This is a genomic window from Mycobacterium sp. DBP42, assembly GCF_005924235.1.
Classification (GTDB): Bacteria; Actinomycetota; Actinomycetes; order Mycobacteriales; family Mycobacteriaceae; genus Mycobacterium; species Mycobacterium syngnathidarum.
Window position 1 is genome coordinate 23,577 of the sequence record NZ_VCMY01000017.1, and the last position, 12,129, is coordinate 35,705.

12 protein-coding genes are annotated in these 12,129 nt (G+C 67.1%); 5 read left to right on the top strand and 7 right to left on the bottom strand.

Annotated elements, in window-relative coordinates; translation table 11 throughout:
• Positions 1–3: 3 nt before the first annotated feature.
• On the top strand, positions 4–1,104 hold the full coding sequence (locus E0T84_RS16905) for an acyl-CoA dehydrogenase family protein (RefSeq protein WP_070186618.1): 1,101 nt from the start codon (positions 4–6) through the stop codon (positions 1,102–1,104).
• Here the strand turns inward: E0T84_RS16905 and E0T84_RS16910 are convergent.
• Genes E0T84_RS16910 through treS form a run of 3 tightly spaced genes read right to left on the bottom strand, consistent with a single transcriptional unit; the run spans position 1,054 to position 5,631 of the window.
• Positions 1,054–2,538, bottom strand: coding sequence for an MFS transporter (locus tag E0T84_RS16910; protein WP_138745012.1), 1,485 nt, complete (start codon positions 2,536–2,538; stop codon positions 1,054–1,056). The genes E0T84_RS16905 and E0T84_RS16910 overlap by 51 nt on opposite strands.
• A 13-nt stretch (positions 2,539–2,551) precedes the next feature.
• A complete protein-coding gene (locus E0T84_RS16915) occupies positions 2,552–3,874 on the bottom strand; it encodes a phosphotransferase (protein ID WP_075910395.1) in 1,323 nt (440 codons plus the stop codon).
• Positions 3,871–5,631, bottom strand: a complete 1,761-nt coding sequence (gene treS / locus E0T84_RS16920) for a maltose alpha-D-glucosyltransferase (RefSeq protein ID WP_070945831.1) — start codon at positions 5,629–5,631, stop codon at positions 3,871–3,873. The genes E0T84_RS16915 and treS overlap by 4 nt, the downstream gene beginning before the upstream one ends.
• A 296-nt stretch (positions 5,632–5,927) precedes the next feature.
• Between treS and E0T84_RS16925 the strand changes: the two genes are divergently transcribed.
• Genes E0T84_RS16925 through E0T84_RS16935 form a run of 3 tightly spaced genes read left to right on the top strand, consistent with a single transcriptional unit; the run spans position 5,928 to position 7,751 of the window.
• Positions 5,928–6,317, top strand: coding sequence for a hypothetical protein (locus E0T84_RS16925; protein ID WP_070186641.1), 390 nt, complete (start codon positions 5,928–5,930; stop codon positions 6,315–6,317).
• 32 nt (positions 6,318–6,349) lie between these two features.
• Positions 6,350–7,147 carry a HugZ family protein gene (locus E0T84_RS16930; RefSeq protein WP_070186614.1) on the top strand — a complete coding sequence of 266 codons (798 nt, stop codon included), beginning with the start codon at positions 6,350–6,352 and terminating at the stop codon, positions 7,145–7,147.
• Between the two features lie 34 nt (positions 7,148–7,181).
• On the top strand, positions 7,182–7,751 hold the full coding sequence (locus E0T84_RS16935) for an orotate phosphoribosyltransferase (protein ID WP_003885421.1): 570 nt from the start codon (positions 7,182–7,184) through the stop codon (positions 7,749–7,751).
• Here the strand turns inward: E0T84_RS16935 and E0T84_RS16940 are convergent, their stop codons facing one another.
• The 4 genes from E0T84_RS16940 to E0T84_RS16955 are packed head-to-tail and all read right to left on the bottom strand — an operon-like array spanning position 7,752 to position 11,558.
• Positions 7,752–8,792, bottom strand: coding sequence for an ABC transporter ATP-binding protein (locus E0T84_RS16940; protein ID WP_070186613.1), 1,041 nt, complete (start codon positions 8,790–8,792; stop codon positions 7,752–7,754). It abuts the gene before it with no gap.
• A complete protein-coding gene (locus E0T84_RS16945) occupies positions 8,789–9,562 on the bottom strand; it encodes an ABC transporter permease (RefSeq protein ID WP_070186612.1) in 774 nt (257 codons plus the stop codon). The genes E0T84_RS16940 and E0T84_RS16945 overlap by 4 nt, the downstream gene beginning before the upstream one ends.
• Positions 9,559–10,413 (bottom strand): ABC transporter permease subunit, encoded by an 855-nt coding sequence (locus tag E0T84_RS16950; RefSeq protein WP_070186611.1) that lies wholly within the window; start codon positions 10,411–10,413, stop codon positions 9,559–9,561. The genes E0T84_RS16945 and E0T84_RS16950 overlap by 4 nt, the downstream gene beginning before the upstream one ends.
• Positions 10,414–10,421: 8 nt before the next feature.
• Entirely contained in the window at positions 10,422–11,558 is a 1,137-nt protein-coding gene (locus E0T84_RS16955) for an ABC transporter substrate-binding protein (protein ID WP_070186610.1), read from the bottom strand.
• 117 nt (positions 11,559–11,675) lie between these two features.
• Here E0T84_RS16955 and E0T84_RS16960 point away from each other — a divergent pair, with 117 nt between their 5' ends.
• On the top strand, positions 11,676–12,104 hold the full coding sequence (locus E0T84_RS16960; protein WP_070186609.1) for a TIGR03668 family PPOX class F420-dependent oxidoreductase: 429 nt from the start codon (positions 11,676–11,678) through the stop codon (positions 12,102–12,104).
• The last annotated feature ends 25 nt before the right edge of the window (positions 12,105–12,129 follow it).

A 12,129-nucleotide genomic window follows, 5' to 3' on the forward strand; every position in this document is an offset into this window, starting at 1 on the left:
GCCATGGACTTTCAGCTGACTGACGAACAGACCCTGCTGGCCGACACCACCCGTGACCTGCTGTCAGGCTATGACACCGAAAAGCGCAACAAGGTGGTGGAGGCCGAGCCCGGATTCGACCGCCAGATCTGGGGGCAGCTCGCCGAGGTGGGCGTGCTGGGCCTCGGGTTCGACGAGGATTCCGGTGGCCAGATCGAGATCATGGTGGTGCTGAACGAGCTCGGGCGCCGGCTGGCCCCCGAGCCGGTGCTGCACGGTGCGATCGGCCCGGGCGCGATCATCGCCGAGGCCGGCACCGACGCCCAGCGCGCGCTTCTCGACGAAGTCGCCTCCGGCGAACGGATTCTGGCCTTCGCCCACGCTGAGCCGAGTGCCCGTGGATCGGCTGGTGTGACCACCACCGCGAAGCGCAGCGGCGACGGATGGACCCTGAGCGGTACCAAGAACCCGGTGCTGGCCGGCGACATCGCCGACACGTTGATCGTGAGCGCGGCCCTGCCCGACGGCGGCACCGGACTTTTCCTGGTCGACGCCGCCAACGTGAGCCGCCAGGGCTACCGCACCTTCGACGGCCAGCGCGGCGCCCAGGTCACCCTGGACGCGGCCCCCGCCGAACCGCTGGGTGAGGCCGTCGACGCCAGTGCCGCGATCACCGACGCGCTGGTTCGGATCTCGGCGGGCCTGTGTGCCGAGGCGGTCGGCGCGATGGACGAATCGCTGCGCCTGACCACCGACTACCTCAAGCAGCGCAAGCAGTTCGGGGTGACGCTGAGCAAGTTCCAAACCCTGACCCAGCGGGCCGCCGACATGTACATGTCGCTGGAGCTGGCGCGCAGCATGGGCAACTACGCCGCAATGTCCATCGCCGACGGGGAACTGGACCCGGTGATCGCGGCCCGCGCCAAGCTGCAGATCGGGCGTTCGGGCCGGCACATCGCGCAGGAGTCGATCCAACTGCACGGTGGTATCGGTGTCACCGCGGAGTACCCCATCGGGCACTACGCCGCCCGGCTGACCGCGATCGAGCACACCCTGGGCTCGTCTTCTGACCAGCTACGGACGCTGGTCGGCCAGCTCGACAGCTACGAGATCGCCACGCTCTGACACGAGTTCTGAAGGGGCCTCGGCTGGTTCATCCGGCCGGGGCCCTCTCGGTATCGCCATCGCGAGGAGGGCGGCACCGGCGGCCGCGGCGGCCGCGATCAACAACCCGGCACGGAACCCACCCAACGACGGCAAGGCGTGCCCGGCCACGGTGATGGTCATCTGAGCCAGCACCGCGGTCATCACCGCACTCGACGTCGAGGTACCCAGCGAGCGGGCCAGTGAGTTGATGCTGTTGGCGGACGCGGTTTCCGACACCGGCACTGCGGCGTTGATCAGGGCCGGGAGGGCCGCGAAGGCGAACCCGACGCCGAAACTGACGATCAGGCCGAGCACCATCACCCCGGCCGGGGTACCGAGCAACACGGTGCCGGCCAGGTAGCCCGCGGCGATGATCACGCTGCCGATCACCAGCACGACCTTCGGTCCGCGCGCGGCCACCACGCGGGCGGCCACCGGTGCGGCGGCCATCATCGCCAGCCCGCCGGGCGCCATCCACAGGCCGGTGGCGATCATGCTCTGGCCCAAGCCGAATCCCGTTTCCCGGGGCATCTCCAGCAGTTGCGGGCCGACGAGCGACAACGCGAACATGCCGAAGCCCACCGCGATGGACGCCAGGTTCGTCAGGAGCACCGGACGTTTCAGCGTGGTCCGCATGTCCACGATCGGTGCGGGTACCCGGTACTGCCACCAGGTGAACACCCCGAAGGTCACCGCCGCGCCGGCGAACAGCCCCAGCGTGGTGACACTGCTCCAGCCCCACATCCCGCCTTTGGAGATCGGCAGCAACAGCATCACCAGCCCGATCCCCAGTGTGAGGGCACCGATCGGATCGAAGCGGTGATCGGACGAGACGGGTTCCAGGTCCGGGACCAGCAGGACGAAAAGAATGCCGGAAGCCAGGCCGAGGAAGGCCGAGCACCAGAACAGGGCGTGCCAGTTGAAGTGTTCGGCGATCACCGCCGACAGCGGCAGCCCCAGCGCGCCGCCGACGCCCAGCGAGGCACTCATCAGCCCCATCGCCGAGGCCACCCGCTCGGCGGGCAGGGCGGTGCGCAGCACGCTGATGCCCAGTGGGATTACCGGAGCACCGAAGCCCTGCAGACCTCGCCCGATCACCAGCGGGATCAGCGAGGTGGTCGTCGCGGCGATCAGCGAGCCGGTGAACAGCAGCGCGGCGCACAGCACCAGGATCCGTTTGGGGTCGTACATGTCACCGAGCCGACCCAGCATCGGCGTGGCGACGGCGCCGGTCAGCAGGGTCGCGGTGATCGCCCAGGACGCGTTGGCCGCGCTGGTGTCGAGCAGCGCAGGCAGCTGCGGAATGAGCGGAATGATCAGGGTCTGCATGAGCGAGACGCTGATGCCCGCGGCGGCGAGCACTGCGATCAGCAGCCCACCGGACGCCGATCGGCGCGTGGGCTGATTAGGCATGCTAAAGAAGGTATCAGCCGATCAGGCGCGCCACCGAAGCCAGCGGGACAGGTAGCCAGCTCGGCCGGTACCGAGCCTCATAGGCCGCCTCGTAGACCGCCTTGTCCAGCTCATAGGCGGCCAGCAAGGCGGCATGCTCGCGCGGATCGACACCGGCCACCGCGGCGTAGCCGTCGCAGAACGCCGTGCTGTTGCGGTCGGCCCATTCCCTGGCCCTGGCGGCCAGTTGCCTGGCCCGGTCATCGTCTCCTGCCAGGTCCACCAGCCGCGCATACGCCGCGTACTCGAATGACCGCACCATGCCCGCGACGTCGCGCATCGGAGAATCCGGGCTGCGGCGCAGCTCCAGCGGCTGGCCGGGCTCCCCTTCGAAGTCGATCAGCAGCCATCGCTCCGGGGTTCGCAGCACCTGGCCCAGATGTAGATCGCCATGGACCCGCTGCACGTTCACCGGCTCCTCGGCCAGCTTACGGTAGCGCTCCTCGATCAATGAAACATGTTGACGCAGTTCGGGTACGGCCTCGGCGGCGGTGGCCAGACGGGCGGACATGAGCTCGGCCGGGAACGGCACCGACTCGGTGCCGAGTTGCTCGGCCAGACAGGCATGCACCGAGGCCACCGCCTCGCCCAGCCGGTAGGACTCGGCGGCGAAGTCACCGCCCACCTCGTCGGCATAGAGGTCACCTTCGGCGAACAGATCCCGGGTGCTGGCGGTGGCCATGTCCCAGCCCTCAGCAGAGTTGGCGGCGAACTCGGTCACCATGCCGAGCGCGAAAGTCTCACCGTCCCAGTCGATCTCCATCGAGCCGAGCAGCGCAGCGACGTGCGGATTGCCCGCCCTGACCAGCACCCGGTTGAGTTCGATGTCAGGATTGACACCGGGGGTGATCCGGCGGAACACCTTGAGTACGGCTTCCTGCCCGAACACCACACTGGTGTTGCTCTGCTCGGCCCCCGAAACTCGCGGCGCCGCGTCCAGTGGCAGGACAGCACCGGGCTCCTTGCCGCACCTGAGCCCGTCCACTTCGGCAGATCGGTCGATCATCTGCAGCAGGTACCGCGCGGCGTCCTGGTCATAGAGCGCGTCGTAGGCGGTCCGCCCGTCGCCACTACCGATGGTGGCCACTGCGCTGTACTCGTCGATCGGCTCGGCATCCCACTTCACCAGCACCTGGTATCGCTCTGCGCTCCCGTCGGCATAGGACACCTTCAGCAACGTGAGGTCCAGATCGTCACTGAGCGAGGCCACCAAACCCGGTGTTGCGGAGACCAATTCACGGCCACGTCCGGCGTACCACCGTTGTTGGCCGAGCCAGTCACCGAATTCGACACTCATTGCTGCACTCCAGGGTCTTGCTCGGGCTTGCGGAGCTGGAACCAGTAGAACCCGTGCCCCGGAAGGGTCAGCAGGTACGGCAACTGGCCGATGCTGGGGAATTCCACGTAGCCGGACATTTCGATGGGCGTATAACCGTTCCACTCCTGCAAATTCAGCTCGATGGGCTGCGGGAAGCGGGAGAGGTTGTTGACGCACAGTATGGCGTCGGCCTCGACGCCGGCTTCCTCGTCGATCTGGCGGACATAGGCCAGCACCGACGGGTTGGAACCGCCGAGCTCACGGAACGTCCCGACGGCGAACGCCTCATGGCGGCCGCGCACCGCCAACATGTTGCGGGTCCAGTTCAGCAACGAGGTCGAACTGTCGCGCTGGGCCTCGACATTCACCGACTGGTATCCGTACACCGCGTCCTGGTTCGGCGGCAGGTACAGCCGGCCCGGGTTGGCCGTGGAGAATCCGGTGTTGCGGTCCGGGGTCCACTGCATGGGGGTGCGCACGCTGTCGCGGTCGCCGAGCCAGATGATGTCGCCCATACCGATCTCGTCACCGTAATAGAGCATCGGGGATCCGGGCAGTGACAACAGCAGCGCGGTGAACAGCTCGATTTGGTTGCGGTCGTTTTCCAGCAACGGAGCCAGCCGACGGCGGATACCGACATTGGCCTTCATCCGCGGGTCCTTGGCGTACTCGGCGTACATGTAGTCACGCTCGTCGTCGGTGACCATCTCCAGCGTCAGCTCGTCGTGGTTGCGCAGGAAGATCGCCCAGTGCGCCATCTCCGGGATGGCCGGCGTCTGCGCCAGGATCTCCGAGATCGGGAACCGCGACTCCCGGCGCACCGCCATGAAAATGCGTGGCATCAGGGGGAAGTGGAAAGCCATGTGGCATTCGTCGCCGCCGGTGGCCGGATCACCGAAGTACTCCACGACATCGGCGGGCCACTGGTTGGCCTCGGCCAGCAGAACCCGCCCGGGGTATTCGTCGTCGACCACCTTGCGGCAGCGTTTGAGAAAGGCGTGGGTCTCGGGCAGGTTCTCGCAGTTGGTGCCCTCACGCTCGAACAGATAGGGCACCGCGTCCAACCGGAAACCGTCGATACCCAGGTCCAGCCAGAACCGCAGGACATCGATCATCGCTTCCTGCACGGCGGGATTGTCGTAGTTCAGATCGGGCTGGTGCGAGAAGAACCGGTGCCAATAGAACTGGCGGCGCACCGGATCGAACGTCCAGTTCGACTCCTCGGTGTCGACGAAGATGATGCGCGCGTCGGCGTAGCGGTCGCTGCTGTCACTCCAGACGTAGAAGTCGCCGTATGGCCCGTCCGGGTTGTGCCGCGACTCCTGGAACCACGCGTGCGAATCGGAGGTGTGGTTCATCACGAGATCGGTGATGACGCGAATACCCCTGCGATGCGCCCCGTCGAGCAGCGTCACGAAGTCTTCCACGGTGCCGAACTCCGGCAGCACCTTGTAGAAGTCCCGGATGTCGTAGCCACCGTCACGCAGTGGCGAATCGTAGAAGGGCGGCAGCCACAGGCAGTCCACGCCCAGCCATTTCAGGTAGTCGAGCTGTTGGGTCAGGCCCCGCAGATCGCCGACGCCGTCGGCATTGGAGTCGTAGAACGCACGCACCAGAACCTCGTAGAACACCGCGCGCTTGAACCAGTCACGCTCGGTCGGCAGGGTTCTGGCGTGGCCGAAGTCCTCCGCGGTCGGATGCTCGACCAGTGATTGATTGTCCGCAGCGTTGTCCATACAGGTTTCCAACGTACCCACTCGCAGGCCCTCCGACACCCGCTACGAACCGCCAATGGCCTTGGCACCCCGAAATGATCCTGCAGCAACGTGATTCGCCCGGCCGGGTGTGTTTGCGGAAAAACTAACGGTTGAATAAGAGACGGCGACGGGTTACGTTTTTCCCGCATTTGATCTCCTCGTCGGCCATGGGCCGGCGATCACGAACACTCGACGAGGGATGGCCTGTGGGTGAGTCCGCACCAAATGACGGTGAAGCACCAGTAATCGTTGGTCTGTCTGATGCGGCGATGCACATGTACATCGCAGCGATCGACGCGCTACCGCCCGCCGGCGACCCTGAGTACGCCGACCGTGTCGCGGTCGTTCTCAGCGGTCTGCGCAAGCTGCAGACATCGCTGTCGGAGGCGGCGGGCCGCAGCCGCGTCACGCCGTCGGTCATCGTCGCGCTGAGCGGCGTACGGCACCGCTACGACGAGCTGATGACAGCGGCGGCCGAAGGGCCGGCCGCCACGCTCGGTCAGCGCCTCTACGTGGCCCGCGGCCGCGCCAAGCTGTCCACCCAGGAAGCCGCGAACGGCGTCGGCCTGCGCAAAGACCTCATCGAGGCCGTCGAGGCCGAGGAGCCCGCGACCGAGTCCGAAACCGCTCAGATCAAGGACCTGATCGCCGCTCTCGGCGGCTGAATCGCCCAACGTCCGGACGGTAGGGTCGCTGCGTGACTCGCGATCATGGTGACCCCGGTGATGCCCCTTCGGTTCCTCCCCCGCTGACGGAGGTAATCGAGGGGGCACGCCCGTCTGCGGCCGAGGAAGCCCGCACCATCGCCGCGTCGACGAACGCGGGCACGCTGGCCACGCTCACCACCGACGGCGAGCCGTGGGCGTCCTTCATCACTTACGGCCTGCTGGCCGGGGCGCCGGTGCTGTGTGTGTCGAACATGGCCGAGCACGGCCGCAATCTGGCCGGCGACCCTCGGGCCAGCATCTCGATCGTCGCTCCCGACGCCGGATCCGACCCGCTGGCGAGCAGCCGCATCACGCTGGCCGGGATAGCGGAGCGGCCCGCAGGTGCCGAGCTGGACGCCGCACGGCAGGCCCACCTGGACGCGGTGGCCGCTGCCCGCTATTACATCGACTTCAGTGACTTCTCCCTGTGGGTGCTGCGGGTGCAGCGCGTGCGCTGGGTCGGCGGCTACGGCCGAATGGACTCGGCCACCGGCGAGGCCTACGCCGAGGCAGAACCCGATCCGGTGGCACCGCACGCCACGGGGGCGATCGAACATCTCAACGCCGACCACGCCGGTTCGCTGGCCGATATGGCCCGCATCCTCGGCGGCTATCCCGACACGACCTCGGCGGTGTGCACCGGCGCCGACCGCTACGGCCTGGATCTGCGGGTCACCACCGAGCGTGGAGTGGCCTACACCCGGGTCGGCTATGCCACGCCGATCAGCTCGTACGGCGAGTTGCGGGCGGCCACAGTCGAGTTGGCCCAGCGCGCCAGGCAGGCCTGAGACCGCGCCGATCCCGTGCAATACGATCGCGGGTATGCCTGAGCGCCCGGAAACCTGGCAAGCCGCCTTCGACCTGATCCGCACGCGCGGGTACGAACACCGCGAGGAACCTTTCCGGCTGGCCTCCGGGCAGTTGAGCCACGACTACATCGACGGCAAGTTCGCCATCGACACCGGCGAACGGATGGCGATCGTCAGCCGGGCGGTCGCCGATCTGGCCGCGGCGAGCGGCATCGAGTTCGACGCCGTCGGCGGCCTGACCATGGGCGCTGACCCGTTGGCGCACGGCGTGGCCATGGTGACCGGCAAGGCCTGGTTCTCGGTGCGCAAGGAACAGAAGTCCCGCGGCCGCGAGCAGTGGATCGAGGGCACCCGGCTCGAACCCGGCACCCGCGTGCTGCTCGTCGACGACGTGATCAGCACGGGCGGCTCGACCGAGATCGCCTATGAGCGCGTCACCTCCGTCGGGGCCGTGGTCACCGGCGTCATCCCGATGGTGGACCGCGGCGACATCGCGACCGGACGGTTCGCCAAGCGCGGGGTGCCGTTCGCCGCGCTGGTCACCTACCGCGACCTCGGCATCGAACCGGTCAAAGACGTCTAGCTAGACCACCAGCACCGGCGCCCGCTCCAGCGCCAGGCTCACCACCACGCCGGGACCGAACGCACGCGCCCGCGAGCTGGGCAGCTGCGCGTGGATCAGGGAGCCATCCGGCAGGCTCAGGTACACGTGGGACGTCGGTCCCAGGAAGGCCACCGACTCCACCACCGCCGGCCCGTCCGGATCGGCACGTACCCGGATCGTTTCCGGGCGCAGCATCGCGATACCGGTCCCCGAGGTGATCGAGCCGGGCAGCGTAGGCAACTCGGCGCCCAGCAATCTGGCCCGGCCACGGGATACCCGGGCGCGCACCTTGTTGTGCAGACCCACGAACTCGGCCACGAATGGAGTCGACGGCCGGGCATAGAGCTCGGCAGGCGTAGCGAGCTGCTCGAGTTTGCCATGGCTCATGACCCCGACCCGATCCGCAACGGCCAGCGCCTCCTCCTGGTCGTGGGTGACGAACAGTGCCGTGATTCCGACCTCCAGCTGCACCCGGCGGATCTCGTCGCGCAACTGGGAGCGCACCTTGGCGTCGAGTGCCGACAGCGGCTCGTCGAGCAACAGCACCCTCGGCTCGATTGCCAGTGCCCGGGCGAGCGCCACCCGCTGCTGCTCACCGCCTGACAGCTCGCTGGCGTACTTGCCGCGGTGCGCCGCCAGGCCCACCAGATCGAGCATGTCCGCCGCTTGGAACAGCCTGTCCCGCTTGGATTTTCCGCGCATCTTCAGACCGAAGGCGACGTTGTCCAGCACGGTCAGGTGCGGGAACAGGCTGTAGGCCTGGAACACCATGCCCATGTCTCGTTTGTTGGCCGGCACCGCGCTGATGTCCCGCCCGCCGACCAGCACGGTCCCGGCGGTGGCCTCCTCAAGCCCGGCCAGGATCCGCAGTGCGGTGGTCTTGCCGCAACCCGATGGGCCGAGCAGGGCCACCAACTCCCCCGGCTCGATGGACAGGCTCAGGCCGTCGAGCGCGTTGACGTTGCCATAAGTGCGGGTGAGGTCGCGAAGTTCAACCCGCACACCGGCGCCGACGCTCACTGCTGGACTCCTGACCTTCTGCGACGGCCACGGGTGACGGCCGCCAAAATCAACAACAACACGAATCCGAGCAGCAGCGTGGCCAGCGAGGCGGCCACCGATGTCGGCCCGTCGACCTTGCCGATCGCCACGATCTGAACCGGCAGGGTCTCGAACCCGCTCAGCGAGGCCACGGTGTATTCACCGAGCACCACCGCGATCGAGATGAACGCCGCCGACAGGATTCCCGACCAGATGTTGGGCACGATAACCCGGCCGATCGTCGATACCCAACCGGCGCCCAGCGAGCGGGCCGCCTCCGCCAACGTCTGCAGGTCGATGGCGGCCAGTGCGGAATCGATGGCCCGGTAGGCGAAAGGCAACACCAGCACCACGTACACGAAGGTCAGGGTGAGCGCGGACTCGCCGAGAAGGTAGGTCACCCACAGGTAGACGTTGCGCAGGCCCACCACGACCACCAGGGCCGGAATGGTCAGTGGCAGCAGGCAGAGAAACTCGACGAACCGCCCGGCCCACCGGGCCCGCAGGCGTACCCAGATCATCGTCGGCACCAACAGGATGAGCATGACGACGACGGTGAACACCGCGAGCAGCAAGGAGATCAGGATCGCGTGATAGAGCTCCTCGTCGGCCACGAGGTTGCGCCATGCGGCAGCGGTGCGCCCGCCGGCGATGAGGTTGCGGGTGGAGAAATCCGCCATCGCGTAGAGGGGAAACAAGAAGAACAGGCCGAACAGCACCCACAGTGCGGTGCGGACCGCCCGATTCACTTGAGCCACCTCGCCGTCCGTCGGACCAGCGCGTTGTAGGCGATCATGACCGCGGCCACCACCACGATCATCTCCAACGCCAGCGCGTAGGCGAACCCGGACTGGCCCAGCACCACCTCGCTGGTGAGGGCGGCCCGGATCAACAGCGGCACGATCGGGCTGCCCTGGCTGACCAGAGCGGCCGCGGTGGCATATGCGGCGAAAGCGTTGGCGAACAACAGCAGTGCCGAGCCGAGGAAAGCCGGGCTCAACAACGGGACGGCCACTTCCCGCAGACACTGCCACCGTGACGCGCCGAGGCTCACCGCGGCCTCGAGCCACTGTTCGCGCAGCCCCTCCAGCGCCGGCAGGAACACGATCACCATCAGCGGGATCTGAAAATAGCTGTAGACCACGATCAGCCCGGCCAGACCATAGAGCCAGCCGGAACCGGCCAGGTCCCAGCCGAGGTTTTCCCTGACCCACAACGTCAATACGCCGTTGAGCCCGATGGTGGCCAGGAATGCGAAAGCCAGTGCCACCCCGCCGAATTGGGCAAGTACGCTGCACAGCGCCAGCACCGCGCGCCGCAACATCGACGCCGGCGGGCTGCTGACGATCAACCAGGCCAGTACGGCGCCCAGAACCGCCCCGATCAGTGCGGTACTCGCCGACAACGCGATACTTTTCGCCAGTGCGGTCAACGCGGTGCCGGAGAACAGCGCGGCGATGCGGTCAAGGGAGAAGGATCCGTCGGCGAAGAACGCCATGACGATCACCGTGACGGTCGGCACGATCAGGAACACCGTCACCACCGCCACGAACGGCAGCAATGGCAGGGCATCCCGGACACGCCTTGTGCTAGCCGGCATAGCGGACCTCAGCCGATCGCCTTGGCCCAGTTGTCGGCCAGATACTTGTTGGCCGTGTCGGTTTGGGCCTGGGTCGCGACCGTCACCGGACCGTCGATGGGCGGCAGCTGACCGAATGCCGCGCGGTCGGCGGTGCCGGCCAGGATCATCTTGTCGGCGCGCACCGGGCGGACCCCACCCTTGGCGTACAGGTTCTGCCCTTCGTCGCTGAACAGGAATTCCTGCCACAGCCGGGCGGCCGCCGGATGCGGGGCATCCTTGTTGATGGCCTGGTAGTAGTAACCGGCCACCAGGGCCTCATGCGGAACGATCACCTGCCAGCCGGGGACTTTCTGACTCTCGGTGCCGTTGAGGTAGTTCCAGTCGATCACCACCGGGGTCTGTCCCGATTCGATGGTGGCCGGGGTCGGGTCCAGCGGCAAGAAGTTGCCGGCCTCGTTGAGCTTGGCGAAGAACGCGACGCCGGGCGCGATGTCGTCAGCCGATCCGCCCTGGGCCACGGCCGCCATCAACACACCGGCGAAGGCGGCACCGGCCTGGGTCGGGTCACCGTTGAGCGCGACCTTGCCGTGGTACTCGGGTTTGAGCAGGTCTTCGACGGAGGTGATCGGTGGAACCTTGGTCGAGTCGAACCCGATGGACATGAAACCGCCGTAGTCGTTGACCCAGGTGCCGTCGGGGTCCTTGAGCTTCTCCGGGATGTCGTCGAAGGTGGCCACCTTGTAGGGCGCGAACATCGACGTATTCGCCAGCGCCACCGACTGTCCCAGGTCGAACACGTCGGGTGCGGTGCTCTTGCCCTTCTGCTGGTTGGCCGCGTTGATCTCTTCCTGGCTGGACCCGTCGGGCTGTGCCGAGTTCACCAAGATGTCGTACTTGTCCGAGAAGGCCTTGATGATGGCGCCGTAGTTTGCCCAATCCGGGGGCAACGCAATCACATTGAGTGCACCTTCGGCCTTGGCCGCTTCGACGAGCTTGTCCATCCCGCCGAAATCCTGGGCCGATCTGGCCTCGGCGACCTTGACCCCGGTATCGGTCTTGCCGCCCGCGGTGTCCTTCTGCGGCGGGGCGCACGCCGCCAGACCCAGCGCGACGAGCGTCGAGGCGGCGAGGGCGGATACCGTCGCGATCCGGGATGCGATCATGTGCCAAGTCCTCCGATGGTCTCCGAGCGCGCACCGGCACCCTATCGTGACGGCGTTGACATCGCCTGATGTCGGCTGACGTACCAGGCGGCACCCGAATGCGCCTACCCTGGGGCCATGTCCGGGCTTGAGGCCATCGCCCAGTTCGCAAATGCGCCCTGCGCCGTACTCGCCACGCTGGGCGCCGACGGCGCACCGCATCTGGTGCCGGTGGTATTCGCGGTGCACATTCCTGCCGATCCCGACACTCCCGCCACCATCTACAGCGCCGTGGACGCCAAGCGCAAGACCACACACAAACTGCGCCGGCTGGCCAACATCGAAGGCGATTCCCGGGTGAGCCTTCTCGTCGACCACTACACCGACGAATGGGCCCACCTGTGGTGGGTCCGGGCCGACGGGCAGGCGGCAACGCATTACAGCGGTGAGGAGATGGCCACCGGATACGCACTGCTGCGGGCGAAATATCGCCAGTACGAGCGCATTGCGTTGGACGGGCCGGTGATCTCCATCGGCGTCACGCGCTGGTCGTCCTGGCAGGCGTGAGCAGCTCCCAGCCTCGCCGGCCGGG